Raw genomic sequence first — 26,670 nt, 5'->3', positions numbered from 1 at the left:
CCGCCGCGCGTTCCTCACGACCCGCCGGCCGGGCGACCGGCGGCCGCCCCGGGAGCGGAGCGGACGTAGGGCTGCCCGCGTTCCGGAACGGTCAGGGGGTCTGCCTCCAGCCGGCTCGGCCCGTTCTCGCGCAGGTAGTTCGGCAGTTTCGGATCGCGCGTGCCGTCGACGAGGGGCTCCAGCCAGGCGACGGAGGACACCGAGGTCCCGGGCCGCGAGTGCCAGGCCTTCCCGCCGACGTCGACGAACATGAGCCCGTAGTCGAACCTCGGGAGGGCGCCGCCCTCCAGGCGCCGGGCCGTCGGAGGGTAGGACCTGGCGATGGCGCCGAGGTCGAGCACCGCCCTGGTGCAGGGCGGGAAGCCGTTCCACCCCCGCACGGCGACGGGCTCGCTCCGGTTCCGGCCGAAGGTGACGTAGACGCGGAAGTTGTAGACCGGCTCCCGGGAGCGGTTGACGACCACCACCGTCAGCCGCTTGAGGTCGAAGGCCCTCTCGGGCCAGATGTTCACCAGCCTGGCCTGGCGCTTCTCCTGGTCCTCCTCCGACCTGGCGGCCTGCTGCATCGCCAGCCGCGTCTGGCAGCCGGTGAAGACCAGCGAGGCCGCGGTGATGAGCAGTCCGCCCACGGCCGCGTACGCGGATATCGAGGCGGCCCTCCCCTCCCCGGCACGCCCGGAGCCGTCTCGGGGGCCGGGGGTTTCTGCGCTCATCGCCCTCTCCCACGGTTTCCCGGATCTCGGGGACGGCGCTTCCGGGCGGGGCCCGGACACGCCCGCCCCGGACGAAGTGTGCACGGCCGGGGGCGGCGTGTCCCTCGAATCCTTCTGCTCCGCATGGGTCGGGCGCGGGACCGCCCGTCTCGCGCGCGACCAGGAGTTGCCCGGACGGGACCGCCCGTGAAGGATGAGCGCCACGTTCTCACGAAGGCGGCGGAGTGGACATCACGGTCAGGTACGAGCCCACCTCGGACGAGGTGCTCCGGGCGTTCTCCCAGGGGCTCAGGCGGCAGCTCGTCACCATGTACGCGGTCCTGGTGGGCGTTCTGCTCGCCGGAGCGGCGGTCCTCTTCGCCACCGGCGACACGTCGATGGGCGTCGCCCTGCTCACCGCGTCCGTCCTGGCGCCCCTGGCGGGGCACTGGTGGTTCCGCCGGCGCGCCCGGCAGCAGCTGGCGTTCCTGTGCGTCCCCACGACGGTGCGGGTGACCGGCGACGGCTACGAGTGCCGCACCGACAGGTCCACCATGACGATGCGGTGGTCGATGTTCTCCGGCGTCACGGCCACCCCGGAGTTCTGGCTGCTGTTCGTGAACCGGCAGCCCGCGGCGTTCCTCCCCAGGGCCGCCTTCGACGGCGCGCAGCAGACCGAGATCGACGCCTTCCTCGCCGCCCGGCGGCCGGCCGGAGCCCGGTGACCGAATTCACCCGATCCTCATGTCGGCGACACCCGGCCCTCGACCGCCGCGGGGACCATGAAGGCCACGGCCCTTCCCCGACGACCCCGAGGGCGAGACCATGTCCGAACTGCTGGCCGGGATCCTGGCCAAGGCCCTGCTGATGGCCCTGGAGGCGCTCGTCGTGCGCCTGTTCCTCCACTGGACGCGAACGATGCGCTACCGCACCGCGCCCCTCCCGTCCGCCTGACCGGTCAGGCGCAGGGCAGCAGGGTGCCCTGACTACCGGTGCCGATCCGGTAACGCTTGGAGGGCGAGCTTCCCTGACATCCGTAGGACGCGACGCCGACGCCGGTGGCGACGGACTTCCACACCCCGCTGGACGGGTCCTTCTGCGAGATGGTGACCGAGAGCCTGATGATGCGGCCGCTGGTGCAGATGCGGTACTTCTCCGCCACCACGTGAGCGCCGGTGAACTCCATGCTGCTCTCCACCAACGAGCAGTCGTCGGCGTACGCCGCCTGCGCGGACAGGGCGAACGCCCCACCAAGCGGCAGCGCGGCGACGAGACCGACGACCACCGTACGGGCCAGAGACCGGGACATGACGAAACCTTCCAAGAGGAAACCCGAACGCCCCCAGTCTTAGCGGCCACCCCACCCCGAACATCGGTAACGACCACCGAGATAACCCCACCCAACCGCGAACGCGCCCCGTCCCGGCTACCGGGAGGGGGCGCGTTTTCGCTGGTCAACTTCCTACTTCAGGAGCTGGCGGGCCATGACCATGCGCTGGATCTGGTTGGTGCCCTCGTAGATCTGGGTGATCTTGGCGTCGCGCATCATGCGTTCGACCGGGAACTCGCGGGTGTAGCCGTAGCCGCCCAGGAGCTGGACCGCGTCGGTGGTGACGTCCATCGCCACGTCCGAGGCCAGGCACTTGCAGGCCGAGGAGACGAAGGTCAGGTCCGCGACCTTCTCGCCGTGCATGGCGCGCTCGGACTTGATCGCGGCGTGGTAGGTGAGCTGGCGGGCGCCCTCCAGGCGCATCGCCATGTCGGCCAGCATGAACTGCACGCCCTGGAAGTCGGCGATGGCCTTGCCGAACTGCTTGCGCTCCTTGACGTAGCCGACCGCGTAGTCTAGCGCGCCCTGGGCGATGCCGAGCGCCTGGGCGGCGATGGTGATGCGGGTGTGGTCCAGGGTGGCCAGGGCGGTCTTGAAGCCGGTGCCCTCCCCGCCGATGATCCGGTCGGCGGGGATGCGCACGTTCTCCAGGATCACCTGGCGGGTCGGCGAGCCCTTGATGCCGAGCTTCTTCTCCTTGGGTCCGAACGACACGCCCTCGTCGGACTTCTCCACCACGAACGCCGAGATGCCGCGCGCGCCCTGGCCCGGGTCGGTCACGGCCATCACCGTGTAGTACTCCGACACGCCCGCGTTGGTGATCCACATCTTGGCGCCGTTGAGCACCCAGTGGTCGCCGTCGCGCACCGCGCGGGTCTTCATGCCCGCCGCGTCCGAGCCCGCGTCCGCCTCCGACAGGGCGTAGGAGAACATCGCTTCGCCCTTGGCCACCGGAGTCAGATACTTTTTCTTGAGCTCTTCGGAGCCCGACAGCAGGACCGGCACGGTACCGAGCTTGTTGACCGCCGGGATCAGCGACGAGGAGGCGCACGCGCGTGCGACCTCCTCGATGACGATCACGGTGGCCAGCGCGTCGGCCCCGGCCCCGCCGTAGGACTCGGGAACGTGCACCGCGTGCAGGTCGTTCTGCACCAGCGCGTCCAGGGCCTCCTGCGGGAAACGGGACTCCTCGTCGACCGCCGCCGCATGCGGGGCGATCTTGGCTTCGGCGAGCTCACGCACCGTCTGGCGGAGCATCTCGTGCTCCTCCGAGGGCGCGTAGGTGGGAAAGTCGGGACTCATAGCGCGCATGCTACCCGTCAGTACACTGCGCCGGGCTGGGCAGGTGTCCCGTCCGTCGGGACAGGTCTCCGCGGAGACCGCGGACAGTGAGAGGAATGATGACTTGGCGCACCGCCTCACGGTGATCGGCACCGGCTATCTCGGCGCCACGCACGCCGCCTGCATGGCGGACCTGGGCTTCGAGGTGCTCGGTCTCGACGTCGACCAACACAAGATCGACTGCCTGTCCGCCGGGGACCTGCCGTTCTACGAACCCGGCCTGGAGCCGGTGCTGCGCCGCAACCTGGAGAACGGCCGGCTCCGCTTCACCACCTCCTACGCCGAGGCCGCCGAGTTCGGGGACGTCCACTTCGTCTGCGTGGGCACCCCGCAGAAGTCCGGGGAGTACGCCGCCGACCTGGCCTACGTGGACGCGGCCATCGACTCGCTGGCGCCGCTGCTGCGCCGCCCCTGCCTGATCGTCGGGAAGTCGACCGTCCCGGTGGGGACCGCCGCGCGGCTGGCCGAGCGGATCGGCCGGCTGGCCCCGGCGGAGGGCGACGCGGTGCTGGCGTGGAACCCCGAGTTCCTGCGCGAGGGCTTCGCCGTGCAGGACACCATGCACCCGGACCGGATCGTGGTGGGGCTGCCCACCGACCAGGGCGCGGCCGAGCACGCCGAGAAGGTGCTGCGCGAGCTCTACAGCTCGATGACCACGACGGGGACGCCGTTCATCACCGCCGACTACCCCACCTCCGAGCTGGTGAAGGTGGCGGCCAACGCGTTCCTCGCCACCAAGATCTCGTTCATCAACGCGATGGCCGAGGTCTGCGAGGCCGCGCACGCCGACGTCACCAAGCTGTCGGAGGCGCTGTCGCACGACGACCGGATCGGCGGCAAGTTCCTCGGTCCCGGCCTGGGCTTCGGCGGCGGGTGCCTGCCCAAGGACATCCGGGCGTTCATGGCGCGGGCCGGTGAGCTGGGCGCCGACCAGGCGCTGACGTTCCTGCGCGAGGTGGACGAGATCAACATCCGCCGCCGGATCCGGATGGTGGACCTGGCGCGGCACCTGCTGGGCGGCTCGTTCATCGGCCGGACCGTGGGGGTGCTGGGCGCGGCGTTCAAACCGAACTCCGACGACGTGCGCGACTCCCCCGCCCTGGACGTGGCCGCGACGATCCGCGCGCAGGGCGCGCGGGTCACCGTCTACGACCCGCAGGCCATGGACAACGCCCGCCGCGTCCACCCGGACCTGACCTTCGGCTCCTCGACGCTGGACGCCGCCCGCGGCGCCCACGTGGTGCTGCTGCTGACCGAGTGGGAGGAGTTCCGCGAGATGGACCCGGCGGAGCTGGCGTCGGTCGTCGCCGAGAAGAACATCGTGGACGGCCGCAACGCCCTCGACCCGGAGGTGTGGCGCGCCGCGGGCTGGAACTACCGCGCGCTGGGCCGCCCCTGAGACCCGTCGGGCGGCGGCGCGCCGCTCACCGGCAGCGCATCCGAGCGCCGCGCCGCCGCCCGACGCCCGGGCCCTAAGCTGGCCGGGTGGACGACATCCCCCTGCAGTTGACCGTGCTCGGCAGCGCGACGCCCTATCCGGACGTGGACAACCCCTGCTCCGGGTATCTGGTGTCCCACGGGGACACCCACGTGTGGGTGGACGCGGGGACCGGGACGCTCGGGGAGCTCCAGCGGCACGTGCGGCTGGACGAGCTGGACGCGATCTGGATCTCGCACCTGCACGCCGACCACAGCGCCGACCTGCTGACCGCGTACTACGGGCTGCTGTACGCCGACATCGAGCTCGCCGCGCCGGTGCCGCTGTACGGGCCGCCGGGGATCGCCGACCGGCTGGCCGGGTTCCTCACCAACGGGCCCGCGCGCAGCCCCGTCGAGTCCGCCTTCGCGGTGCGCGAGCTGCACGACGGGCACCGGGTGCGGGTCGGGGGGCTGGAGCTGGTCTCGCGGGCCGTGGAGCACGGGATGCCCGCGTTCGCGCTGCGGGTCGAGGCCGGGGGCGCGGCGCTGGTCTACTCGGGCGACTGCGCGCCGTGCGCGGGCCTGGACGAGCTGGCCGCCGGGTGCGACGTGCTGCTGTGCGAGGCAGACGGGCCGGACGGCGGCCAGGTCCACCACACGCCGCGGGACGCCGGGCAGACCGCCGCCAAGGCCGGGGCGGGCCGCCTGGTCCTGACGCACGTCGGCCGGTTCCTCACCCCGGACGAGGCGATCAAGGGGGCCGCCGCCCGGTACGCGGGGCCGGTCGCCTACGCCGTTCCGGGGGCCGTGTTCCGGGTGCCGTAGCGCGGCAGCAGCGCGCGGACCGGGAAGGTCAGCGGCAGCTCCAGGGCCTCCGACGGCAGCAGCCACCTCGGCCGGTGCCCCTCCTCCAGGACCTCCACGACGGTGTCGTCGGGCACGGTCACCAGGTAGGAGTGCCAGCGGTGCGCGTCCGAGCCGCGCCAGCAGCGGTCCCCCACGACGTCCTCGACGCCGAGCTCCACCAGGTCCGGCAGGGCCGCGTCGAGCCCCACCTCCTCGCGCAGCTCGCGCCGGGCGGCGTGGCGCGGGTCCTCGCCGGTGTCGATGTGCCCGGCGGGGACCGTCCACCCCGGCGGGAACAGGGACCGTTCGAACAGCAGGAACCGCCCGTCCTCCCGCCGCACGAAGATCCCGGCCGTCGCGTGCCAGTACTCCCCCGCGCCGTCCACCCACCAGGTCGTGCCGGGGTCGACGACCAGGCTGCGGGGGTGGCTCTCCCCGCAGGTCGAACAGGTGAACGAGGGCGCGCCGCGCTCGGGGGAGACGGTCTCGGCGCGGCATCCCCAGCAGTACTGGTGGCGGCGGCCGTCGCCCGGCACCTCGACGTCCAGCTTCATGGAGGGAAGGCTATCCCCGGCCCCCGGGAACGAACGCCGCGCCGCGTCGGTTGTGACGGACATGTCTGAGGATTTCGCCGACGCGGCCGTCATCCGCAAGCTCCTGCTGGAGTCGCGCACCTGGGCGTTCGTCGGGCTCGGGGACAACCCCGCGCGGACCGTCCACGACCAGGCCCGGCGCCTCCAGCGGCGCGGCAAGAAGATCTACCCGGTGCACCCGGAGGCCCGCACGGTGCTGGGCGAGCCGGGCCACGCCTCGCTGGCCGACCTGCCGGAGAAGGTCGACGTGGTCGGCGTGTACCGGCGGGCCGAGCACGCGGGCGCCGTGGTGGACGAGGCCATCGCGGCGGGCGCGCGGGCCGTCTGGCTCCCCCTGGACGTGGTCGACGAGGCGGCCGCCCGCCGGGCCAGGGAGGCGGGCCTGGACGTGGTGATGGACCGCTGCCCCGCCGTGGAGTGGTCCCTGCTGCGCTGACCGGCGGGGCCTACAGGCCCTCGCGGAGGCGTTCGCCCTTGGCCTTCGCCTGGGCGTACAGGTCCCGCTGGAAGCCCTCCATCCTCTTCCGCAGGGCCTCGTCGGACGCCCCGAGGATGCGGGCCGCCAGCAGGCCCGCGTTGCGGGCCGCGCCCACCGCGACCGTCGCCACCGGCACCCCGGCGGGCATCTGGACGATCGACAGCAGCGAGTCCATGCCGTCCAGGTACTTCAGCGGCACCGGGACGCCGATCACCGGCAGCGGCGTCACCGACGCCAGCATCCCCGGCAGGTGGGCCGCGCCCCCGGCGCCCGCGATGATCACGCGCAGGCCCCGGGAGGCGGCCCGCTCGCCGTAGGCGATCATGTCGTGCGGCATCCGGTGGGCCGAGACCACGTCGGCCTCGTAGGGGATGTCGAACTCGGCCAGCGCCTCGGCGGCGGCCTTCATGACCGGCCAGTCCGAGTCGCTGCCCATCACCACGCCGACCTGGGGGTTCACGGGTTCTCCTTTCGGCCCCGCCGCAGGTAGTCGGCGGCCTTGCGGGCACGGGAACGGGTCTGCGCCAGATCGTCGCCCTGGGCGGTCACATGGCCGATCTTGCGGCCGGGGCGGACGTCCTTGCCGTAGAGGTGGACCTTCACCGCCGGGTCGTGCGCCATGACGTGGCCCATCCGCTCGTACAGCGCCGGGTCGTCGCCGCCCAGCACGTTCGCCATGACCGTCCAGCGGGCGGTCGGCTCGGTGGACCCGAGCGGCAGGTCCAGCACGGCCCGCAGGTGCTGCTCGAACTGGGAGGTGCGGGCCCCCTCGATCGTCCAGTGGCCCGAGTTGTGGGGGCGCATGGCCAGCTCGTTGACGATCAGGCCGTCCTCGGTCTCGAACAGCTCGACCGCCAGCAGGCCCGTGACGCCGAGCTTGTCGGCGATCTCCAGGGCGAGGCGCTCGGCCGCGACCGCGCGGTCGGTGTCCAGGTCGGGCGCGGGGGCGAGCACCTCGACGCACACGCCGTTCTCCTGGACGGTCTCCACGACCGGGTACGCCGCGCCCTGCCCGTACGGCGAGCGGGCGACCAGCGCGGCCAGCTCCCGCCGGAACGGCACGTGCGCCTCGACCATCAGGTCCACGCCGTCGGCCAGGACGCGTTCCACCAGGGCGTCGTCGGGCTCGCGCAGCACCCACACGCCCTTGCCGTCGTAGCCGCCGCGCGTGGCCTTCAGCACGACGGGCCAGCCGTGCTCGTCCGCGAACGCCGCCAGGTCCGCCGTCGCGGTCGCGGCGGGCAGGTGCCGGAACGCCGGGCAGGGCGCGCCGAGGGCGGACAGGCGCTCCCGCATGACCAGCTTGTCCTGGGCGTGCCGCAGCGCGTCCGCGCCGGGGCGGCACGGGACGCCGGCGGCGGCGACGGCCTCGATGTGGGGGCCGGGCACGTGCTCGTGGTCGAACGTCACCACCTCGCACCCCTCGGCGAACGCCGTCAGGTCCGCCAGCGCGCGGTCGTCGCCGATCCGCGCGTCCGACACGACCTTGGCGGCCGAGTCGCCGGGGCTCCTGGCGAGGACGCGCAGCGACACGCCGAGGGCGATGGCGGCCTGCTGGGTCATCCGGGCGAGCTGACCACCGCCCGCCATGCCGACGATCGGCATCTGAGCTGCATCTCTCACGCGGAAAAGGGTATCGGCCGGGTTCGGGGACCCGGACGGCGCTCCCGGGCGGCGCTTCCGGACGGCGCTTCCGGACGGCGAACGACCGGGGCTTCCCGAACGTCTGACCGAGTAGAAGCCGGCGGACCGGAGGGCCAGGGGGAATGACGCTCGTCACCTGCAACGTTCACATTCCGACTCCGCAACGGGGACTTGCGTCTATCCTCGTTGTGCCTCCGCATCATCCCGTTGGACACTCAGCCGCGCCCTGTGACGGCGGAGTCCGGAAGGACGGTTCCCCTTCGTGAGCCTGGTCGCCAATCTCTACCGCCGTTTCCAGCATCTGGTCCACGAGCTCGCCAAGTTCGGCAGCGTGGGGGCGATCGCCTTCGTGATCACGCTGGGCACGGGGAACCTGCTGCACGTCGGGTTGAAGCTGGGCGAGCTGACCTCCACCGGAATCGCGACCGTCGTGGCGACCACGTTCGCGTACGTGGCCAACCGGTACTGGACCTTCCGGCACCGCGACCAGTCCGGGGTGGGCCGCGAGTACGCGCTGTTCTTCGCGCTGAACGGCGTCGGCCTGGTGATCACCTGGCTGTTCCAGGGGTTCGTGAAGTTCGTGCTGGAGCTCCAGGGCCCGGTCGCCTACAACGCCTCCCTGATCCTCGGGACGGGCGTGGCGACGCTGTTCCGTTTCTGGTCCTACAAGAAGTGGGTGTTCCTGCCCTCCGACGCCCCGGCCGTGGACCCGCACTCGGGCCTGCCGGAGGCCTCCGACGGGCACGCCCCGGCGCGTCCGGGGCACCGGATCGACACCCACCCGCAGGCCGAGGGCTACGCGGAGTTCTCCAGCACCCGCTGACGCCCCGCCGGCCCGGGTCACGCCGGGCCGATGACCACGCGTTCCTCGGCGAGCCTCGCCTCGGCCGCCTGGCGCAGGAACACCCCGAACACCGCCGGACGGGAGTTGATCAGCTCCAGCCGGCCGCCGTCCACCACCGCCAGCGAGCGCGCCAGGTACAGGCCGAGGCCGGTGCCCTTGCCGCTGCTGACGCTGCGTTCGAAGATGCGCGGCTCCAGCTCCGGCGGGATGCCCTCGCCCTCGTCGCCGACCTCCACGACCACCGAGCTCGCGCCCTGCTTGGTGTTGATGGTGACCGTTCCGGCCCCGTGGACCAGCGAGTTGTCCAGCAGCGTCGCGATGATCTGGGACAGGCCCTCGGGGTTGGTCAGGCCGATCAGACCCTGCTCGCCGGTCATCCGGATCTCGCGGCCGTCGCGGCGGAACAGCGGCCGCCACTCCTCCACCTGCTGGGCGATGACGCCGTCGATGGGCGAGGGGACGGCCGCGCCGGTGCGGTCGTGGCGGGCGCGGGCCAGCAGCTGCTCGACGACGGCGACCAGGCGCTCGGTCTGGGCGATGGCGGCGGCGCCCTCCTCGCGGACCACGTCGGGGTAGTCGGCGGCCTCGATCATCTCCTCCAGCCGCATCGTCAGCGCCGTGAGCGGCGTGCGCAGCTGGTGGCTGGCGTCGGAGGCGAACTCGCGGCTGGCGGCCAGCAGGTCGGCGATCCGGACCGCGCTGCGGTCCAGGACCTCGGCGACCCGGTCCACCTCGGCGATGCCGTACCGGCGGCGGCGCGGGCGGGCGTTGCCGCTGCCCAGCCGGTCGGCGGTCTCGGCCAGGTCGATCAGCGGCAGGGTCAGCTTGCGGGCCTGGAACATCGCCAGCGCCACGGTCACCGCCACGCCGAGCGCGGCCAGGCTGCCGATCAGCAGTAGCTGCTTGAGCGCCTCGTCCCGCACCTCGGCGGCCGGGCGCGACACCTGGACGTGGACACCGCCCGCGGTCCCCCCGGCGGTCAGCAGGTCCGTCCGCGGGGCGGGCTTCGGCCCGGCGGTGATGGCCCGGTCGTCCGGCAACGTGATCACGATGTACCGCCCGGGGTACGCCTGCGCGATCTTGCTTTCGTCGGGGCGCTCGTTGGCGTCCAGGTTCAACGCGACGCCGCCGAGGATCGAGGACGCCTCACGCGCCAGAGACTGGCGGGCCTCCTCGTAGATGAGCTTGTGCGTGGCGTAGGCGAGGGGGATGCCGAGCAGCAGGATCGCGACGATCGCCACCGCGAGCGTCGACAACAGCAGTCGGCGCCTCATCTGGGCTCCTTCGGGGTTCGGAAGGCCATGGCCATGCCGGGCCACCGGCCGCCCACCTCCGGCGGCCGCTCGGGACGGCCGCCGCGCGGCGGTGGAGCCGCATGACCATGGCGGTGAGGGCTCTAGTCGCCGCGCTCGAACCGGAAGCCGACGCCGCGCACGGTCGTGATGTAGCGCGGGCTTCCGGCGTCGTCGCCGAGCTTGCGGCGCAGCCAGGAAATGTGCATGTCCAGGGTCTTGGTGGACCCCCACCAGTTGGTGTCCCACACCTCACGCATGATCTGTTCGCGGGTGACCACCTTGCCCGCGTCGCGCACCAGCACGCGCAGCAGGTCGAACTCCTTGGTGGTGAGCTGGAGTTCCTGGTCCCCCATCCAGGCGCGGCGCGACTCGGCGTCGATCCGCACCCCCTGGACGATCGGGGTCTCGGTGCTGCCGCGGCGCAGCAGCGCCCGGACCCGGGCGAGCAGTTCGGCCAGCCGGAACGGCTTGGTGACATAGTCGTCGGCACCGGCGTCCAGACCCACGACCGTGTCGACCTCGTCGGCGCGGGCGGTCAGGATCAGGATCGGGACACCGTGCCCCTCGGCGCGGACCCGGCGGGCCACCTCAAGGCCGTCGAGTTCGGGCAGCCCGAGATCGAGCACGATCAGGTCAACGCCGCCCCCGAGCGCCCGCTCCAGGGCCTGCGGCCCGTCGGGGCTGACTTCGACGGTGTACCCCTCGCGCCGCAGCGCACGGGCGAGAGGCTCGGAGATGGACGTGTCGTCCTCGGCGAGCAGTACTGAGGTCATGAACCGATCGTATGGCCATTCATGAACGTTTCCTGGCATGCGCCACGCTCTTGACCTGCGGTTTGCCACTCATAGTACATCCTCGAATGCTGACATTCCGTGGTGAAAGCGGAGGTAGGCGCACGGGGTGACGCCCGGCGGGGCCGTCACCTGGGCGGTCGGCGCCCCGCCCCCCACCGGTCCGGGGGTGATCCATTTCGTCGGACTTCCCACCGGTTTCGCCGACGAGTCCCATATCGGAGTCTTCCTGCTCCTGGGTTCTCCATGACGGTCCGCGGGGCCGCCGGAATGCCCGCCGACAATCGTGACCGTATTTGGTGGTACGCGTTGGTCGAGGGTCTGTCGCACATTCTGGGTTTTGTGTACTCGCAGGCGATGGGATTGCCGTCGCGGCACCTCTCCCGCCGTCCGGGACGCCCCGGTGACCTCGGCGGCGGGCGCTCAGGACAGGACCGCGACCGAGGTCGCCGCGAGGCTGACCGCCCCGGGGTCCAGCCGGATCGCGGGGTCGGAGAGCAGCAGCGCGCGGTCGGCGTCCACCGGCAGGGTGATGGGGCGGTCGCCCAGGTTGGCGGCCACGGCCAGCGGGCCGCGCCGCATGATCAGCCAGTCGGTCCCGCCGGTCACCTCGACCTCGGTGAGCCGGGGGTCGGTGAACGCCGGGTGCCCCTTCCGCAGCCCGATCAGCGTGCGGTGCCATTCCAGCAGGTCGCGGTGGTGTTCCTTGCCCGGCTCGGCCCAGTCCAGCACCGAACGCCGGAAGGTGTCCACAGCCTGTGGATCGGGGACCTCGTCCTGCCAGCCGTAGCGCGCGAACTCCCGCCGCCGCCCCTCGGTGACGGCCCGCCCGAGGTCCGGCTCGGGATGGTCGGTGAAGTACGCCCACGGGGTCGAGGCGCCCCACTCCTCCCCCATGAACAGCATGGGCGTGAACGGCCCGAGCAGCAGCAGCGCCGCGCCGACCCTGAGCAGCTCCGGGGACAGCGAGGCGCCGTTGCGGTCCCCGGCGGCGCGGTTGCCGACCTGGTCGTGGTTCTGAAGGAACGTCACGAACCGGTGCGCCGGGGTCCGCTGCCGGTCGACCGGGCGGCCGTGGCGGCGGCCCCGGTAGGTCGAGAACGTCCCGTCGTGGACGAACGCCCCGGTCAGCGCCTTGGCGAGCGCCGCGGTGGTGCCGAAGTCGCAGTAGTAGCCCTGCCGCTCGCCGGTCAGCAGCGCGTGCATGGCGTGGTGGACGTCGTCGTCCCACTGGGCGTGCAGGCCGTACCCGCCCGCCTCGCGCGGGGTGACCAGGCGGGGGTCGTTCAGGTCGGACTCGGCGACCAGGTACAGGTGGCGGCCCAGGTGCGCGGCCAGCCCCTCCACGGCGACCGCCAGCTCCTCCAGCACGTGGACGGCGCCGTCGTCGCGGATGGCGTGCACGGCGTCCAGCCGCAGCCCGTCCAGGTGGTAGTCGCGCAGCCACATCAGCGCGTTGTCGATCACGAACGCGCGGACCTCGTCGGCCCCGTCCTGGTCGAAGTTCACCGCCGGGCCCCACGGCGTGGTGTGCGCGTCGGTGAAGTACGGCCCGAACCGGCCCAGGTAGTTCCCGCTGGGCCCCAGATGGTTGTAGACGACGTCGAGGATCACGGCCAGGCCCCGGGCGTGGGCGGCGTCCACCAGGCGCTTCAGCCCGTCGGGGCCGCCGTAGGGCTCGTGCGGGGCCCACAGGTCCACCCCGTCGTAGCCCCAGCCGCGCTCGCCGTTGAACGCCGCCACCGGCAGCAGCTCGATCGCGTCGATCCCCAGCCCGACCAGGTGGTCCAGCCGGTCGATCACCGCGTCGAACGTGCCCTCCGGGGTGAAGGTGCCCACGTGCAGCTCGTACAGCACGCCGCCGGGCAGCGGCCGTCCGTGCCAGGCGTGGTCGGTCCACTCGAAGCGGTCGTGGTCGTAGACCCGGCTCGGCCCGTGCACGCCGTGCGGCTGCCAGGGCGAACGCGGGTCGGGCAGCACGTCCCCGCCGTCGTCGAGCACGTACCCGTAGTCGGTCCCGTGCCCGGTGCCGGGCACGTGCGCCTGCCACCAGCCGGGCCGTCCGTCCTGCGGCTCCAGGTCCCGCCGGTCGCGGCCGCCCTCGCCGAGCGCGATCCGCACGCGCCGCGCCTCGGGGGCCCACACCTCGAACCACGTCACGTCGACTCCTCCGGGACCAGCAGCGCGACCGGGAGCCCGGCCAGCACATCGGCGATCGTCAGTTCCTGGTGGACGGTTCCGGTCAGCGCGTCCCGCCACACGCCCCCGTCCAGGTCCAGGCGGGTGTCGGCCCAGCCGCCCCGGCGTTCCAGCCCCACCGGCAGCCGGGTCGCCACGGTCACCGCCCGGCCCCGCCGGAACGCCACCGCGTGCGCGGCGGCCGCGCCGGTCGCGGTGACCGGCGTGTGGCCGCCGTCCGGCCCGTACCAGTCGGGATGGTCCCGGCGCAGGCGCAGCGTCCGCGAGGTGACCAGCAGCTTCGCGTCGTCGGCGTCGGCGGGCTCGCGGCCGGAGTCCAGCCGGGTCAGCCGGGACCGCCGCCGTCCGTAGTCCACCGGGCGCCGGTTGTCGGGGTCCACCAGGGAGTGCCCGAACAGCTCGCAGCCCTGGTAGACGTCCGGGACGCCCGGCATCGTCAGCTGGACGATCTTCTGACCGAGCGACACCGTCTGAGCGTACGGCTCCAGCAGCGCCACGAACCGGGCGACCCGCCCGGCGACGGCGTCGGACTCCAGGACGCGGCGGGCGAAGCCGAGGACGTCGCGTTCGTAGCGTTCGTCGGGATCCATCCAGTTGGTGGCGGTCTTGGCCTCGCGCATCGCCTTGGTGAGGAACTCGTCGAGCCGCTCGGGCGTGATCGGCCAGGCGGCCACCAGCGACTGCCAGAACAGGTACTCCAGGTCCGGTTCCATCGGGGAGCCGTCGCCGAACGCGGTGTGCCAGCGCTCGACGTTCTCGACCCACGCCTGCGGCAGCTCGGCCAGCACGGCCAGGCGGGCGCGGGCGTCCTCCTGCCGCTTGGTGTCGTGCGTGGACAGCGCGGTCATCGTGCCGGGCCGGTCGCGGGCGGCCCGGGCGCAGTAGGCGTGGAAGTCGTCCGGGGACACCGCGAACCGGTCGGGGTCGCCGCCGACCTCGTTGAGCACGGCCATCCGGTTCCAGCGGTAGAACGCGGTGTCCTCCACGCCCTTGGCGGCCAGCGGCGCGGCGGTCTGCTGGAACCGCACCACGAACTCGGCGGGGGCGCCGTCGCAGCCGAGCGCCAGCCGCACCACGCGGTCCAGCTCGCCGTGCAGGCCCTCCGGCAGGCGGGCGCGGGCGCGGCGGGCGGCCTCCTCCAGCACCGCCACGGCCTGCGGCGGGGCCTCCTCGCCGGGCACCACGTAGGCCCGGTACACCGGCATGGCGGCCAGCAGCTCGACCAGGACGCGCTCCAGGTCGGGGCGGTCGCCGACGGCGCCGCGCAGCACGCTCAGCAGCCGGTCGGTCTCGGGGCGCAGCCCGTGCTCGGCGGCGTACCGGCGGCCCTGGTACTCGACGTCGGCGAACGCCGGCGGCCCGCCGGTCAGGCCGGTGTAGGTCTCGGTCAGCGGCTTCTCGCCGTCGGGGTCGACGAACAGGCCGCCGACCATGCCGAGCGCGTCGTAGCCGGTGGTGCCCGCGCAGCGCCAGTCGGCGGGCAGCTCCTCCTCGCCCGTGGTGATCTTCTCGACGAGGATCCAGGCGCCGGGGCAGCGGGCGGCCAGCCGGTCCAGGTAGCCGCGCGGGTCGGCCAGGCCGTCGGGGTGGTCGACGCGCAGGCCGTCCACCAGGCCCGCGTCGTACAGCTCGAACAGCAGCCGGTGGGTGGCCTCGAACACCTCCGGGTCCTCCTGGCGCAGGCCGATCAGCCCGGAGATGTCGAAGAAGCGCCGGTAGTTGGGGGTGCCGTGGCCCGGCGGGACCAGCCGCCCGCCCCCGGCCCCCCAGTCGACGTCGAACCAGCGCGCGTAGGGCGAGCCGGGGCCGTGCTCCAGCACCGACGCCAGCGGGCGGCTCAGCTCGGGCGGGTCGGGGATCGCCATGTGGTTGGGCACCACGTCCACGATCACGCGCAGGTCGCAGGCGCGGAACCGGGCGACCATCGCGCGGAACGCGTCCGGGCCGCCCAGCTCGGCCGCCAGCCGGTCGTGGTCCAGCACGTCGTAGCCGTGCGTGGAGCCGGGCGCGGCCTGGAGCACCGGCGACAGGTAGACGTGCGAGACGCCCAGGGCCGCCATGTAGGGCGCCAGCGCGGCGGCCTCGTGGAAGCCGAAGCGCTGCGGGTCGGAGGTGCCGCGCAGCTGGAGGCGGTAGGTGCCGGACGGGAACGCGTGGTCAGACACGGCGCAACACCTGCACCGAACGCGACTCGACCAGGATCGTCTCCCCCGCCTTCACCACCGGGGACTCCGCCTCGGCGAGCATCGGGTCGGCCGTGTCGAGCACCTTGATCCACATCCCTCCGTAGCGGCCCGGCGGCAGCGCGAACCGCAGGTCGCCGTCGTGGGCGTTGAACATCAGCAGGAACGAGTCGTCGCGGAGCCGCTCGCCGCGGCGGCCCGGCTCGGTGATGGCGTCGCCGTTGAGGAACACCGCCAGCGACTTGTTGAACCCGGCCGACCAGTCCGCCTGCGTCATCTCGTTGCCGCCCGGCGTGAACCACACCAGGTCGGGCAGGTCGGGGCGGTCCCCTCCGGCGGGCATGTTGATGTTGCGGCTGCCCTGGAAGAAGCGGCGGCGCCGGAACACGTGGTGCTTGCGGCGCAGCCGCGACAGCCGCTGGGCGAAGTCCAGCAGCGGGAAGTTCTCGATCAGGCTGTCCCAGTCGATCCAGGACAGCTCGGTGTCCTGACAGTAGGCGTTGTTGTTGCCGCGCTGGGTGCGGCCGAGCTCGTCGCCGTGGCCGATCATCGGCACGCCCTGGGACAGGAACAGCGTGGCCAGGAAGTTGCGCTTCTGGCGTTCGCGCAGGGCCACGACGTCCAGGTCGTCGGCGGGGCCCTCGTAGCCGCAGTTCCAGGAGCGGTTGTCGTCGGTGCCGTCCCGGTTGGCCTCGCCGTTGGCGTCGTTGTGCTTGACGTTGTAGGAGACCAGGTCGTGCAGCGTGAAGCCGTCGTGGCAGGTCACGAAGTTGATCGAGGCGAGCGGCTTGCGGCCGTCGTCGGCGTACAGGTCGGACGAGCCGGTCAGGCGGGAGGCGAAGCCGGGCATGGTGCCGGGCTGGCCGCGCCAGTAGTCGCGGATGGTGTCGCGGTACTGGCCGTTCCACTCGGTCCACAGCGGCGGGAAGTTGCCGACCTGGTAGCCGCCCTCGCCGACGTCCCACGGCTCGGCGATCAGCTTGACCTGCGACACCACCGGGTCCTGCTGGACCAGGTCGAAGAAGGCCGACAGGCGGTCCACCTCGTGCAGCTCGCGGGCGAGGGTCGCGGCCAGGTCGAAGCGGAACCCGTCCACGTGCATCTCGGTCACCCAGTACCGCAGCGAGTCCATGATCATCTGGAGCACGTGCGGGCTGCGCATCAGCAGGCTGTTGCCGGTGCCGGTGGTGTCCATGTAGTAGCGCGGGTCGGAGTCCACCAGCCGGTAGTAGGAGGCGTTGTCGATGCCCCGGAACGACAGCGTCGGGCCCATGTGGTTGCCCTCGGCGGTGTGGTTGTAGACCACGTCGAGGATCACCTCGATGCCCGCCTCGTGCAGGGCCTTCACCATCGCCTTGAACTCCAGCACCTGCTCGCCGCGCTGGCCGGTGGCCGAGTACTCGTTGTGCGGGGCGAAGAAGCCGATGGTGTTGTAGCCCCAGTAGTTGCGCAGTCCCCGCTTGACCAGCATGTCGTCGTGCACGAACTGGTGGACCGGCATCAGCTCGATCGCGGTGATCCCGAGCCGCTCGTAGTGCTCGATCATCACCGGGTGGGCGACCCCGGCGTAGGTGCCGCGCAGCTCCGGCGGGATGTCGGGATGGCGCTTGGTGAGGCCCTTGACGTGCGCCTCGTAGATCACCGTGTCGTGGTACGGGGTGCGCGGCGGGCGGTCGTCGCCCCAGTCGAAGTAGGGGCTGACCACCACCGAGCGCATCGTGTGCGGGGCCGAGTCCTCGTCGTTGCGGGACCGGGGGTCGCCGAAGGTGTAGCCGAAGCACGCCTGGTCCCAGTCGATCGCGCCCTCGATCGCCTGGGAGTAGGGGTCCAGCAGCAGCTTGTTGGGGTTGCAGCGGTGCCCCCGGGAGGGGTCGTAGGGCCCGTGGATCCGGTAGCCGTACCGCTGGCCGGGCATGATCCCGGGCAGGTAGCCGTGCCAGACGAACGCGTCCACCTCCGGCAGCGGCTGGCGCCGCTCGTTCCCGTCCCGGTCGAACAGGCAGAGATCGACCCGTTCCGCGGCTTCTGAGAAGACCGCGAAGTTGGTTCCAGCACCGTCGAAGTGGGCCCCCAGCGGATAGGGGTCACCCGGCCACACCTGTGCCACAGCGGTCCTCCCGTCATCGCGAGAGATGTGCTTCCCACTGCGGGTTAGATCACACCAGTCCGAAGGTCACTGGCCAGATCGGGCGGCCATCGGTTACCTTAGGGGAGCCTTACCTTATTGAGGTTGTCCTTACCGACAGAGCCTCCCGTCCGAAAGGCCGTTCCTCCCCCATGTACGTCTGCGTCTGCAACGCCCTCACCGAGGACGACGTCCTCGGCTGTGTGGCCGAAGGCGGCTGCCGTAACACCCGGGAGGTCAAGGCCGCGTGCGGATGGAAGCCGGGCTGCGGCTCCTGCACCAAGCGGCTGGCCCGCCTGGTCAGCGAGTACCGCACGGCCAGCGATCTGGTCGACGCGATCACCGGCGGCCCCGCGCTGCCGCGCGCCGTTCCCGAGCCGCCCGCCGAGCCCGCGCCGGAGCCGGTCCGCGTCTTCGCCCCGGCGAGGTCGCGCTGGCTGACCTCGGACGACCTCGCCGACGCCGAATCCGCCGATCCGGAGAGGAGCAGCGCCGAGTCCACCGCAGCCTGACACGGGGTTTCCGCGGACACCCGTCCGGCCGTCCCCTCGCCCGGGACACGCGCCGAACGGGCTTCAGTGCTGTCCAGACTCGGGCCGCTCATGCCACCATGGCGTCATGGAAGGCGACAAGGACATCATCGCGCTGCTGAACGAACAGCTCACCGCCGAGCTCACGGCCATCAACCAGTACTTCCTGCACGCCAAGATGCAGGAGAACTGGGGTTTCACCAAGATGGCCGCGTACACCCGGCACGAGTCCATCGACGAGATGAAGCACGCCGAGCGGCTCACCGACCGGATCCTGTTCCTGGACGGCCTGCCGAACTACCAGAAGATCGGCACCCTGCGGATCGGCCAGACGATCGCGGAGCAGCTCAAGGCGGACCTGGAGATCGAGCTGGAGGCGGTGGCCCGGCTGCGCCCCGGCATCGACCTGATGCGCTCGCGCGGCGACGTGACCTCCGCCCGGATCTTCGAGGACATCCTGGCGGACGAGGAGTCGCACATCGACTACCTGGAGACCGAGCTGAGCCTCCTGCGGTCGCTGGGCGAGCAGAACTATCTCCAGCGCCTGACCGGCGACCCGGGGCACGGCGACTGACCTCCCGCCCTTCCCCGTCGTGGCCCGGACGCACCCGGGCCGCGGCGGGTTTTCGCCCCGCGCCCGGTGGGCAGGATCTGCGGCGGGTCAGATCTCCGGGTCGTCGACCACGGCCGACCAGGCGCTCCGCGGGGTCTCGCGGGGGCGGCGCAGGACCCAGGGCTGGATGATGCCGAGGCCCTGGACCGGACGCTTGACGATCTTGGTGGCCTCGAAGCCCGGCTCGTCGCGCAGGGCCGTGGCCAGCTCGGTGTCCACGACGACCGCTCCGGGGCGGGCCAGGGAGGTGAGGCGGGCCGCCAGGTTCACCGTGGTGCCGAACACGTCGCCCATCAGCGGCAGCACCGGGCCGTAGGCCGCGCCCACGCGGACGTCGGGGACCTCGGTCTCGTCCTGGATCGCCTCGGCGACGGCCAGCGCGATCTCGCCGCCGATCCGGGGGCTGTCGGAGCAGAACAGGACCTCGTCGCCCAGCGTCTTGACCAGGCGGCCCCCGCAGGTGGCGATGATGTCGGCGGCGGTCTCCTCGAACCACTCCACGACGCGGGCCAGCTCCAGCTCGTTCAGCTCGCGGCTCATCTGGGTGAACGACACCATGTCCGCGAACCCCACCACCAGGCGCGGCCCCCGCGACCCGTCCTCGCCGATGTGGTCGGCCGCCGCCATCGCGCGGGTGCCCGCCGCCGCGAGCTGCCGCCGCCAGGCGTGCACGACCAGCGGCTCGAACTCGTCGATGTGCTTCTCGGCCAGCCGCATGATCGACTCGATCGCCTCGTCGCCGGGCTGCTCCTGCGGCCCGCCGGCCAGCATGCTGCTGAGCAGGTTGACCTGCCACTCGGCCAGCCGGGTCATGGTCTGCCCGAACGCCCGCACCAGCCGGATCACGCCGTCCTCGTCCAGCACGCCCTCGTCCATGAGGCGGCGGATGCGGCACAGCGCGGCGACGTCGCCCTCGGTGTAGGCGATCGCGTCGTCGGGCATCGAGGGGTACCCGAACGCCCGCCACAGCCGCCCCGAGAACTCACGGGTCACCCCCGACAGCCGGACGGCGTCCACGCGGGTGTAGCGCAGCTCGCCGCCCAGCAGGAGTTCCTCGACCTCCCTGGGGTCCGGCACTCTGGCAGACATCTCTCCCGCCCCTCAGCCCATGACCAGGTCTCCCGGCCACGATACGGGCACCCTCACCACGACTTTCCGCCCGCCATATCGTGACAGACCTCCGATTCCTCCGTTCACGGAGCTGCCGGACGAATGTGGATGACATCCCCCGCGCTGACCGGCTCGCCCGCCACCACCAGCCGCCCGGAGACGTCCACGTCGGTGGCCACGCCCGTCAGCGTCCGGTCGCCGGGCATCCGCACCCGGACCTCGCGGCCCAGCGTCGCGCACAGGTCCTTGTAGGCGGTGCGCAGGCCGCTGCTCTCCGGGTCGCCGTCCAGCGCGGTCCACTCCCGGTACCAGGTCTCGAACTCCCGCAGGATCGCCCGAAGCAACGGCGCCCGGTCGCTCAGCGGCGCTCCTTCGACGGCCAGCGACGTCGCGGTCGGCACGGGAAGTTCATCCGCGCGCAGCCCGACGTTCAGCCCGACCCCGACCACCAGGGCGTCGTCGATCCGCTCGGCGAGGATCCCGGCGAGCTTGCGGTCGCCGACCAGCAGGTCGTTGGGCCACTTGAGCCGCACGTCCACGGCGGCGTCGCCGTGCGCCTCCCCGAAGTCCCCGGCCTCGACCCGGGCGGTCATCCGCCGCACCGCCGTGGCCACCGCGACCCCGGTCAGCAGCGGCGCCCAGCCGAGGCGCGCGGCCGGGACGGCGGGCCGCAGCAGCATCGAGAACATCAGCCCCGACCTCGGCGGGGCGCTCCAGCTCCGGCCCATGCGCCCGCGCCCGGCGGTCTGCGCCTCGGTGACCAGGACGGCCCCCTCGGGCGCGCCGTCGCGGGCGGCGGCGGCGAGGTCGACGTTGGTGGACCCGGTCTCGGCGACGACCTCGATCGCCCGCCAGAGCCCGTCGTCGCGTACCAGGGCCCGCCGCAGCGCCTGTTCGTGCAGCGGCGGCCTGTTGAGGTCGGCATACGGTGACTCGCTCACCCGACCATCCAACCTCATCCGAAGGTGTTCGGCCGGAACGGGAGGGTGTTCCCGGCCGCGCCGCTCACCATCGAGAGAGCGAGGGCAGCGGCATCCAGGGGGAACCCGCGGCGCAGAAGAGGGCCAGCCCGACCATGACGGCGAGGCCGGCCCCCGCGTCCAGGCCGTAGGCCACCGCGAGGCCGGCTGCCCCTCGCGGGACTGCCGGAAGCCGTCGGCCCGCCGCTCCGTTCATGACCATCACCCCGGTACGGCCGGCCGGCGGGCGGGGGGCCTAGAGTGCCGGGCATGGATGGTGTGACTCTGCGGCGGGATGAGAAGAACGAGCATGTCGCCGAGATCGTGTTGGACCGGCCCGAGGCGCACAACGCCCTGTCCACCGCCATGGCGCGGCGGCTGGCGGCCGTGTGCGGCGAGGTGGCGGCGGACCCGTCGGTGCGGGCCGTGGTGCTGTCGGCGGCCGGGGCGAAGGCGTTCTGCGTGGGGGCCGACCTCAAGGAGCGCAACGCCATGACCGACGACGAGATCCTGGCGCAGCGGCCGGTGTTCCGGGCGGCGTTCGGCGGGGTGCTGAACCTGCCCCAGCCGGTGGTCGCGGCGGTGCACGGCTACGCGCTGGGCGGCGGCTGCGAGTTCGCGCTGTCCTGCGACATGATCATCGCTGACGAGACCGCCGTGCTGGGCCTGCCCGAGGTGACCGTGGGCCTGGTCCCCGGCGGCGGCGGGACGCAGCTCGCGCTGCGCCGGATGGGCTCGGGGCGGGCGGCGGACCTGGTGTTCACCGGGCGGCGCCTGTCCGCCGACGAGGCGCTGGAGTACGGGCTGGTCGACCGGAAGGTGCCCGCCGGGACGGCGCGCGAGGAGGCCTTCACGATCGCGGCGGCCATCGCGAAGAACTCCCCCACGGCCGTCCGCGCCGCCAAGCGCGCCATGCGCCTGGGCGGCGGCGTCGGGCTGGAGGCGGGCCTCGACATCGAGGACAACGCCTGGCGCTCGGTGGCGTTCTCGCCGGACCGCCGCGAGGGCATCGCGGCGTTCAACGAGAAGCGCACCCCCGACTGGCCGTCCTAGGCCGGGGCCCGCTCCGAGAACAGGTCCGGAACGCGTGGGCCCCGCCTCCGGGCGGGGCCCTCAGCCCTTCCGGGACAGGTGGACCTCCAGGCCGTCCAGCACGCGTTCCAGCCCGAACGCGAAGTTCTCCTCCCGCACCCGCCCGGGGTCCCGGCCGGTGTCCTCTCCCCGGAGCGAGACGACCAGCTCGCGTTCGCCCATCCCGCTGCGGGCGACCAGTGACAGCCACGCCGCCTCGCTCGTCACCGTGCCGATCACGAAGGACAGGACCGTCTTCATGGACCGGTCGGCGTCCTCCGGCGCGAAACCCGCCGCCGTGAACAGCGAGAGCATGCCGTCGGAGACGCGCGACACGTTCGGGCCGAGCTCGGCGAGCCCCACCTGGCCGAGGACCGACGCCACCCAGGAGTGGCGCAGGGCCATCGTGCGCAGTTCCCCGGCGGCGCGGACCACGGCCGCGCGCCACCCGGCGGGGTCGTCCAGGGCGGGGACCGGCAGCTCGCCGTAGACCTCGTCCACGACCAGCTCGATCAGCTCGTCCTTGTTGGCGACGTGCCGGTAGAGCGAGGTGGCCCCGGCGTTGAGCCGGGTGCCGAGGCTGCGCATGCTGAGCGCCTCCAGTCCCTCCTCGTCCAGCAGCCGCACCGCCTCCGCGACGATGCGCTCGCGGGTGAGCGCGGGCTGTTCCCGCTGCTTGCGGGGCCTGGCCCAGACCGAGGGGATGGGCTTGCCGTCTGTCGCCATGGGACCTCCTTCGTCCACGTCCACCGTAGCGCACACTGTTCGCCATTGCGTACGACCGATTTGATACGTACGACGTTCGCAAGGCGGGAACACTGTACGCAAGGAGCGGGCGTGGAGAAGAACGTGACGTCGGAGATGCGGGAACCGGTCGAGCGCGGGATCCGCGGCGGCATCGGCCGGGACGTCCGTGACCGCCTGCGCCGGGAGGTACGCGACCGGTCCGGGCGCGGACGGCACGACGGGCTGTCGGAGTCGGGGCTGCGGCGGATGCGCGAGGTGCTGGGACGTCACGTGGAGCCGGGCCCCGGCGTTCCCGAACGGCGGTGACGGCCTGGTCTCGACCGTGGACGACTACCACGCGTTCCAGCGGATGCTGCTGAACAAGGGCGTCCACCGGGGCGAACGCGTCCTGTCACGCGCCGCCGTCGAGCTGATGACCATGGACCACCTCACCGACGGGCAGCGGGCGGGCAAGGACGCGTTCTTCGCGAGCCAGGGCGCGGGCGGGTTCGGGCGGCAGGGCGGCTTCGGGTTCGGGATGGCGGTGCGGACGTTCCGCCGCGACCACGCGGGGGTGGGCCAGTTCGGGTGGGACGGCGGCCTGGGCACCTCCGCCTACGCCGACCCCGCCGAGGACCTCGACGGCGTCCTGCTCACCCAGGCCGCGATGGACGCTCCGGACACGCTGCGCCTCTCCCAGGACTTCTGGACGACCGCCTACCAGGTCAGCGACTTGTCCATGTGAACGGCGCGGTGGCCGGTCGGGAACGTCTCCCGTCCGGTCTCGCGGTAGCCGAGGCGCTCGTAGAGCGCGATGTTCCGGGCCATCAGCGCGTTGGTGTAGAGGCGGAGGCGGGACAGGCCCAGCGCGCGGGCCCGTTCCTCCGCGAACGCCATCAGGCGGCGGCCCAGGCCCCGGCCTTGGAACGCGGGGTCCACGGCCACGTTCTCCACCAGCAGGCAGCCGTCCTCGGGGACGAGGACGACCAGCCCGGCGGGCGGGTCGGTGACCCAGACGCGCCCGGCCCCGATCAGCGCGCCGTAGTCGGCCTCCATCGGCAGCGGCCGGACGCCGAGGACCTCGATCCACGGCGTGTAGGCCGCCGTGACGATCCGTTCGACGGGCCCGCGGTCGGCGGCGACCGCGGGCCGGATCCGGACGTCCATCAGCCGGTGTTCTGCAGGCCCGCGGCGACGCCGTTGACCGACAGCAGCAGGAGCTGCTCCAGGTGCTCGCGCTCGGCGTCGTCGGCGACGCCCGCCCGCAGCGCCGACAGCGCCCGCAGTTGCAGGTGCGACAGCGCGTCCACGTACGGGTTGCGCAGCTCGACGGCGCGGGACAGGACCCGGCGGTTCTCCAGCAGCCGTTCGTGGCCGGTGACGGCGAGGACGAGGGAACGCGTCCGGTCGTACTCGGCGAGGACCGTCTCGGTCAGCTCGGGCCGGTCGCCCAGCGCCAGGTAGCGCGCGGCGATCGCCCGGTCGGACTTGGCCAGGCTCATCTCCGCGTTGTCCAGCAGCGACTGGAACAGCGGCCACGCCGCGTACGCCTCCCGCAGCTCGGCCAGGTCCGCGCCGTCGCCGGACACGGCGGCCAGGCCCGAGCCCAGGCCGTACCAGCCGGGCAGGTTCACGCGGGTCTGCGTCCAGGCGAACACCCACGGGATCGCCCGCAGGTCCTCCAGCCCGCGGGCGGCCTTGCGGCGGGCCGGGCGCGACCCGATGCGCAGCTCGCCGATCTCGGCCAGCGGGCTGACCCGGCCGAACCACTCGGCGAAGCCCTCGGTCTCGATCAGGGACCGGAACGCCCCCTTCGCCGCCTCGCTGATCTTGTCGGCCAGCGGGCGGAACCGGACGGCGGCGGCGCGGGCGCGTTCCTGCACCGGCCCGGTGGAGGCGAGCAGGACCGCGTTGGTGACCTGCTCGACGTGGCGGCGCGCGATCTGCGGGTGCCCGTACCGCGCGAAGATCACCTCGCCCTGCTCGGTCACCTTGAACCGGCCCGCGACCGAGCCGGGGGCCTGCGCCAGGATCGCGCGGTTGGCGGGGCCGCCGCCGCGGCCCAGGGAGCCGCCCCGGCCGTGGAACAGCGTCAGCGTGATGTCGTTGTCGGCGGCCCAGGCGGTCAGCGCCTCCTGGGTGTCGTACAGCCGCAGCGTGGCGCTGGTCGGGCCGAGCTGCTTGGCCGAGTCGGAGTAGCCGAGCATGACCTCCAGGCGGCGGCCGGTCTCCGCCAGGCGCCGCCGCACGGCCGGGATCTCCAGCATGCCCTCCAGGACGCGCGGGGCGCGCTCCAGGTCCTCGCCGGTCTCGAACAGCGGGATCACGTCGAGCGTCGGGGCGTGGTCGCCCAGGGAGGCGGCGAGCGCGTGGACGTTGGCGATGTCCTCGGCCGACCGCGTGAACGACACGATGTAGCGGTGGCAGGCCCGCACGCCGAACCGCGACTGGATCCAGGCCACGACGCGCAGCGTGTCGAGGATCTCCTCGGTCATCTCCGACGGCGGGCCGCCGGCGCGGACCTCCGCCAGGGCCTTCTCGTGCAGCTCCGAGTGCTGGCGGATCTCCAGTTCGGCCAGGTGGAACCCGAACGTCTCCACCTGCCAGACCAGGTTCTGCAACCGCCCGTACGCCTGCCGGTCCGCCCCGGCGGCGGCCAGCGACTCCTGCACGGTCCGCAGGTCGGCCAGCAGCTCGTCCGGCGACCCGTAGGCCAGGTCGGCGTCGCGCTCGCGGGTGGCGCGGACGCGTTCGGCCGCGTACAGCAGGAACTGCCGGTGCGGCTCGCCCGGCGACCGCTTGACGATCCCGGCGAGGATCGCGGGCTGGGCGGTGCGGGCGGCGGCCAGCGCGTTGCGCAGCGCCGCCGACGGCGGGGTGGTGGACTCGTGCGCGGTCAGCTCGCGGCCGACGCGGGCGCAGACGGCCTCCAGCGCGCGCAGCACGTGCTCGGCCTGGATCATGATGGCGTCGCGGGTGACGGCGGCGGTGACGAACGGGTTGCCGTCCCGGTCCCCGCCGATCCACGACCCGAACCGGATGTAGGGGCGGGCCCGCGGCGGCCGCGTCCCGGTGCCCTCGGGGTCGAGCGCGGCGTCCAGCGCCCGGTAGATCCGCGGCACCACCCGGAAGATGGTCTCGTCGAACGCCGCCATCGCCGTGCGGACCTCGTCCAGGGGGTCCATCTGGGTGTTGCGGCGCAGCGCGGTGCGCCACAGCAGGTCGATCTCCTCGCGCAGCCGCCGCTCGGTCTCGGCCCGCTCGGAGACGCCCGGACCGGCGTTCAGCCCGGCCAGCAGGTCGCTGATCCGCTGGATGGCGGTGACCACGGCGCGCCGCCGCGCCTCGGTCGGGTGGGCGGTGAAGACCGGCCGGAACTCCAGCCCCTCGACGGTCTCGGCGATCCGGTCCCCGGCCGACGCGCGCACCGCCGCCACGGCCGCCTCGATCGACGAGGACACCGTGCCGTCGCCGGTGTCGCGTTCCCGCAGCGTGCGGATGCGGTGGTGCTCCTCGGCGAGGTTGGTCAGATGGAAGTAGACGGTGAACGCCCGGGCGACCTGCTCGGCGCGCTCCAGCGACCAGGAGTCCACCAGCGCGGCGACCTCGGCGGAGCCGGTCTCGCCCCGCCGGGCGGCGATCACCGCGTGCCGGAGCCGCTCGACGTCGTCGAGCAGCTCCCGGCCGCCGTACTCGACGAGCGAGTCGCCGAGCATCGCGCCCAGCAGCCGTACGTCGCGGCGCAGCGGTTCCGGCAGCTCCTGCCGGAGGGTGTCGCGGGTCGTCTCACTGCTCTGTTCAGCCACGGCCTCAGCGTAGTGGAGCGCCCGTTTCGTCCTTGTTAACTGGCCTGGTGGCGAGGGTCGCGGGTCTCTTCGAGC

The 26,670-nt window shown here is 72.8% G+C and carries 26 protein-coding genes; 10 read left to right on the top strand and 16 right to left on the bottom strand.

Going from position 1 to position 26,670, the window contains the following annotated elements:
* Positions 1-14 precede the first annotated feature (14 nt).
* Positions 15-713, bottom strand: a complete 699-nt coding sequence (locus tag HNR61_RS30855; protein ID WP_182846662.1) for a hypothetical protein — start codon at positions 711-713, stop codon at positions 15-17.
* A 224-nt stretch (positions 714-937) separates the two neighbouring features.
* Between HNR61_RS30855 and HNR61_RS49475 the strand changes: the two genes are divergently transcribed.
* Both HNR61_RS49475 and HNR61_RS49470 read left to right on the top strand, forming a co-directional pair.
* On the top strand, positions 938-1,417 hold the full coding sequence (locus HNR61_RS49475; RefSeq protein ID WP_182846661.1) for a YcxB family protein: 480 nt from the start codon (positions 938-940) through the stop codon (positions 1,415-1,417).
* Positions 1,418-1,517: 100 nt separating this feature from the next.
* A complete protein-coding gene (locus HNR61_RS49470; protein WP_281400614.1) occupies positions 1,518-1,646 on the top strand; it encodes a hypothetical protein in 129 nt (42 codons plus the stop codon).
* Between the two features lie 4 nt (positions 1,647-1,650).
* Here the strand turns inward: HNR61_RS49470 and HNR61_RS30845 are convergent, their stop codons facing one another.
* Complete coding sequence (locus tag HNR61_RS30845; RefSeq protein ID WP_182846660.1) at positions 1,651-2,001, bottom strand: hypothetical protein; 351 nt, start codon at positions 1,999-2,001, stop codon at positions 1,651-1,653.
* A gap of 153 nt (positions 2,002-2,154) precedes the next feature.
* Complete coding sequence (locus HNR61_RS30840) at positions 2,155-3,324, bottom strand: acyl-CoA dehydrogenase (RefSeq protein ID WP_182846659.1); 1,170 nt, start codon at positions 3,322-3,324, stop codon at positions 2,155-2,157.
* A gap of 103 nt (positions 3,325-3,427) precedes the next feature.
* Here HNR61_RS30840 and HNR61_RS30835 point away from each other — a divergent pair, with 103 nt between their 5' ends.
* The gene (locus tag HNR61_RS30835) at positions 3,428-4,762 is read left to right on the top strand and encodes a UDP-glucose dehydrogenase family protein (protein ID WP_182846658.1); all 1,335 of its coding nucleotides are present in this window, start codon (positions 3,428-3,430) and stop codon (positions 4,760-4,762) included.
* An 86-nt stretch (positions 4,763-4,848) separates the two neighbouring features.
* Positions 4,849-5,607, top strand: a complete 759-nt coding sequence (locus HNR61_RS30830; protein ID WP_182846657.1) for an MBL fold metallo-hydrolase — start codon at positions 4,849-4,851, stop codon at positions 5,605-5,607.
* Here the strand turns inward: HNR61_RS30830 and HNR61_RS30825 are convergent.
* On the bottom strand, positions 5,571-6,182 hold the full coding sequence (locus HNR61_RS30825) for an NUDIX hydrolase (RefSeq protein WP_067825187.1): 612 nt from the start codon (positions 6,180-6,182) through the stop codon (positions 5,571-5,573). The two genes, HNR61_RS30830 and HNR61_RS30825, sit on opposite strands and share 37 nt — an antisense overlap.
* Before the next feature lie 61 nt (positions 6,183-6,243).
* On the opposite strand from HNR61_RS30825, the gene HNR61_RS30820 reads away from it, so the two are divergent.
* The gene (locus HNR61_RS30820) at positions 6,244-6,657 is read left to right on the top strand and encodes a CoA-binding protein (RefSeq protein ID WP_182846656.1); all 414 of its coding nucleotides are present in this window, start codon (positions 6,244-6,246) and stop codon (positions 6,655-6,657) included.
* Between the two features lie 10 nt (positions 6,658-6,667).
* Here the strand turns inward: HNR61_RS30820 and purE are convergent, their stop codons facing one another.
* Together purE and HNR61_RS30810 are read right to left on the bottom strand one after the other, a co-directional pair.
* A complete protein-coding gene (gene purE / locus HNR61_RS30815) occupies positions 6,668-7,159 on the bottom strand; it encodes a 5-(carboxyamino)imidazole ribonucleotide mutase (protein WP_312898176.1) in 492 nt (163 codons plus the stop codon).
* Complete coding sequence (locus HNR61_RS30810) at positions 7,156-8,304, bottom strand: 5-(carboxyamino)imidazole ribonucleotide synthase (RefSeq protein ID WP_182846795.1); 1,149 nt, start codon at positions 8,302-8,304, stop codon at positions 7,156-7,158. The genes purE and HNR61_RS30810 overlap by 4 nt, the downstream gene beginning before the upstream one ends.
* Before the next feature lie 301 nt (positions 8,305-8,605).
* On the opposite strand from HNR61_RS30810, the gene HNR61_RS30805 reads away from it, so the two are divergent.
* Complete coding sequence (locus HNR61_RS30805; protein WP_312898175.1) at positions 8,606-9,166, top strand: GtrA family protein; 561 nt, start codon at positions 8,606-8,608, stop codon at positions 9,164-9,166.
* Between the two features lie 17 nt (positions 9,167-9,183).
* On the opposite strand, the gene HNR61_RS30800 is transcribed toward HNR61_RS30805, so the two are convergent.
* From HNR61_RS30800 to glgX, 5 genes are all read right to left on the bottom strand, one after another.
* Complete coding sequence (locus tag HNR61_RS30800) at positions 9,184-10,461, bottom strand: ATP-binding protein (protein ID WP_182846655.1); 1,278 nt, start codon at positions 10,459-10,461, stop codon at positions 9,184-9,186.
* A 122-nt stretch (positions 10,462-10,583) separates the two neighbouring features.
* Positions 10,584-11,255 (bottom strand): response regulator transcription factor, encoded by a 672-nt coding sequence (locus HNR61_RS30795; RefSeq protein ID WP_019629095.1) that lies wholly within the window; start codon positions 11,253-11,255, stop codon positions 10,584-10,586.
* A gap of 441 nt (positions 11,256-11,696) precedes the next feature.
* The gene (gene treZ / locus HNR61_RS30790; RefSeq protein WP_182846654.1) at positions 11,697-13,433 is read right to left on the bottom strand and encodes a malto-oligosyltrehalose trehalohydrolase; all 1,737 of its coding nucleotides are present in this window, start codon (positions 13,431-13,433) and stop codon (positions 11,697-11,699) included.
* Entirely contained in the window at positions 13,430-15,637 is a 2,208-nt protein-coding gene (gene treY, locus HNR61_RS30785) for a malto-oligosyltrehalose synthase (protein ID WP_312898174.1), read from the bottom strand. Before treY ends, treZ begins: the two co-directional genes overlap by 4 nt.
* Complete coding sequence (gene glgX / locus HNR61_RS30780; protein WP_182846653.1) at positions 15,630-17,762, bottom strand: glycogen debranching protein GlgX; 2,133 nt, start codon at positions 17,760-17,762, stop codon at positions 15,630-15,632. Before glgX ends, treY begins: the two co-directional genes overlap by 8 nt.
* A gap of 170 nt (positions 17,763-17,932) precedes the next feature.
* Between glgX and HNR61_RS30775 the strand changes: the two genes are divergently transcribed.
* Together HNR61_RS30775 and bfr are read left to right on the top strand one after the other, a co-directional pair.
* On the top strand, positions 17,933-18,292 hold the full coding sequence (locus tag HNR61_RS30775) for a (2Fe-2S)-binding protein (protein WP_182846652.1): 360 nt from the start codon (positions 17,933-17,935) through the stop codon (positions 18,290-18,292).
* Between the two features lie 106 nt (positions 18,293-18,398).
* Positions 18,399-18,884, top strand: coding sequence for a bacterioferritin (gene bfr / locus HNR61_RS30770; RefSeq protein ID WP_182846651.1), 486 nt, complete (start codon positions 18,399-18,401; stop codon positions 18,882-18,884).
* An 87-nt stretch (positions 18,885-18,971) separates the two neighbouring features.
* Here the strand turns inward: bfr and HNR61_RS30765 are convergent, their stop codons facing one another.
* Together HNR61_RS30765 and HNR61_RS30760 are read right to left on the bottom strand one after the other, a co-directional pair.
* Positions 18,972-20,012, bottom strand: a complete 1,041-nt coding sequence (locus tag HNR61_RS30765; protein WP_182846650.1) for an adenylate/guanylate cyclase domain-containing protein — start codon at positions 20,010-20,012, stop codon at positions 18,972-18,974.
* Between the two features lie 104 nt (positions 20,013-20,116).
* On the bottom strand, positions 20,117-20,974 hold the full coding sequence (locus tag HNR61_RS30760) for a biotin--[acetyl-CoA-carboxylase] ligase (RefSeq protein WP_312898173.1): 858 nt from the start codon (positions 20,972-20,974) through the stop codon (positions 20,117-20,119).
* Positions 20,975-21,262: 288 nt separating this feature from the next.
* Here HNR61_RS30760 and HNR61_RS30755 point away from each other — a divergent pair, with 288 nt between their 5' ends.
* On the top strand, positions 21,263-22,045 hold the full coding sequence (locus HNR61_RS30755; RefSeq protein WP_182846648.1) for an enoyl-CoA hydratase/isomerase family protein: 783 nt from the start codon (positions 21,263-21,265) through the stop codon (positions 22,043-22,045).
* A gap of 60 nt (positions 22,046-22,105) precedes the next feature.
* On the opposite strand, the gene HNR61_RS30750 is transcribed toward HNR61_RS30755, so the two are convergent.
* Positions 22,106-22,789: a TetR/AcrR family transcriptional regulator gene (locus tag HNR61_RS30750; protein WP_182846647.1), complete on the bottom strand. Its 684-nt coding sequence runs from the start codon at positions 22,787-22,789 to the stop codon at positions 22,106-22,108.
* Between the two features lie 187 nt (positions 22,790-22,976).
* Between HNR61_RS30750 and HNR61_RS30745 the strand changes: the two genes are divergently transcribed.
* Entirely contained in the window at positions 22,977-23,534 is a 558-nt protein-coding gene (locus tag HNR61_RS30745; RefSeq protein ID WP_182846646.1) for a serine hydrolase, read from the top strand.
* On the opposite strand, the gene HNR61_RS30740 is transcribed toward HNR61_RS30745, so the two are convergent.
* Positions 23,507-23,956 (bottom strand): GNAT family N-acetyltransferase, encoded by a 450-nt coding sequence (locus HNR61_RS30740; protein WP_182846645.1) that lies wholly within the window; start codon positions 23,954-23,956, stop codon positions 23,507-23,509. The genes HNR61_RS30745 and HNR61_RS30740 overlap by 28 nt on opposite strands.
* Positions 23,956-26,595 (bottom strand): phosphoenolpyruvate carboxylase, encoded by a 2,640-nt coding sequence (locus tag HNR61_RS30735; RefSeq protein ID WP_182846644.1) that lies wholly within the window; start codon positions 26,593-26,595, stop codon positions 23,956-23,958. The genes HNR61_RS30740 and HNR61_RS30735 overlap by 1 nt, the downstream gene beginning before the upstream one ends.
* Positions 26,596-26,670: the final 75 nt, after the last annotated feature.

Source organism: Actinomadura kijaniata, from assembly GCF_014138665.1.
In the GTDB taxonomy this organism is placed as follows: domain Bacteria; phylum Actinomycetota; class Actinomycetes; order Streptosporangiales; family Streptosporangiaceae; genus Spirillospora; species Spirillospora kijaniata.
The sequence above is the reverse complement of the archived record's forward strand: the minus strand, read 5'-3'. Positions and strand labels throughout refer to the sequence as shown.

Bases quoted from the DNA above. Each gene is read 5' to 3' on its own strand.
- HNR61_RS30800 (WP_182846655.1), bottom strand. From the start codon at position 10,461: ATGAGGCGCCGACTGCTGTTGTCGACGCTCGCGGTGGCGATCGTCGCG.
- HNR61_RS30755 (WP_182846648.1), top strand. From the start codon at position 21,263: ATGGATGGTGTGACTCTGCGGCGGGATGAGAAGAACGAGCATGTCGCC.
- HNR61_RS49470 (WP_281400614.1), top strand. From the start codon at position 1,518: ATGTCCGAACTGCTGGCCGGGATCCTGGCCAAGGCCCTGCTGATGGCC.
- HNR61_RS30845 (WP_182846660.1), bottom strand. From the start codon at position 2,001: ATGTCCCGGTCTCTGGCCCGTACGGTGGTCGTCGGTCTCGTCGCCGCG.
- HNR61_RS30775 (WP_182846652.1), top strand. From the start codon at position 17,933: ATGTACGTCTGCGTCTGCAACGCCCTCACCGAGGACGACGTCCTCGGC.
- HNR61_RS30740 (WP_182846645.1), bottom strand. From the start codon at position 23,956: ATGGACGTCCGGATCCGGCCCGCGGTCGCCGCCGACCGCGGGCCCGTC.
- HNR61_RS30810 (WP_182846795.1), bottom strand. From the start codon at position 8,304: ATGCCGATCGTCGGCATGGCGGGCGGTGGTCAGCTCGCCCGGATGACC.
- HNR61_RS30825 (WP_067825187.1), bottom strand. From the start codon at position 6,182: ATGAAGCTGGACGTCGAGGTGCCGGGCGACGGCCGCCGCCACCAGTAC.
- HNR61_RS30795 (WP_019629095.1), bottom strand. From the start codon at position 11,255: ATGACCTCAGTACTGCTCGCCGAGGACGACACGTCCATCTCCGAGCCT.
- HNR61_RS30820 (WP_182846656.1), top strand. From the start codon at position 6,244: ATGTCTGAGGATTTCGCCGACGCGGCCGTCATCCGCAAGCTCCTGCTG.
- HNR61_RS30750 (WP_182846647.1), bottom strand. From the start codon at position 22,789: ATGGCGACAGACGGCAAGCCCATCCCCTCGGTCTGGGCCAGGCCCCGC.
- HNR61_RS30765 (WP_182846650.1), bottom strand. From the start codon at position 20,012: ATGTCTGCCAGAGTGCCGGACCCCAGGGAGGTCGAGGAACTCCTGCTG.
- HNR61_RS30840 (WP_182846659.1), bottom strand. From the start codon at position 3,324: ATGAGTCCCGACTTTCCCACCTACGCGCCCTCGGAGGAGCACGAGATG.
- bfr (WP_182846651.1), top strand. From the start codon at position 18,399: ATGGAAGGCGACAAGGACATCATCGCGCTGCTGAACGAACAGCTCACC.
- HNR61_RS30855 (WP_182846662.1), bottom strand. From the start codon at position 713: ATGAGCGCAGAAACCCCCGGCCCCCGAGACGGCTCCGGGCGTGCCGGG.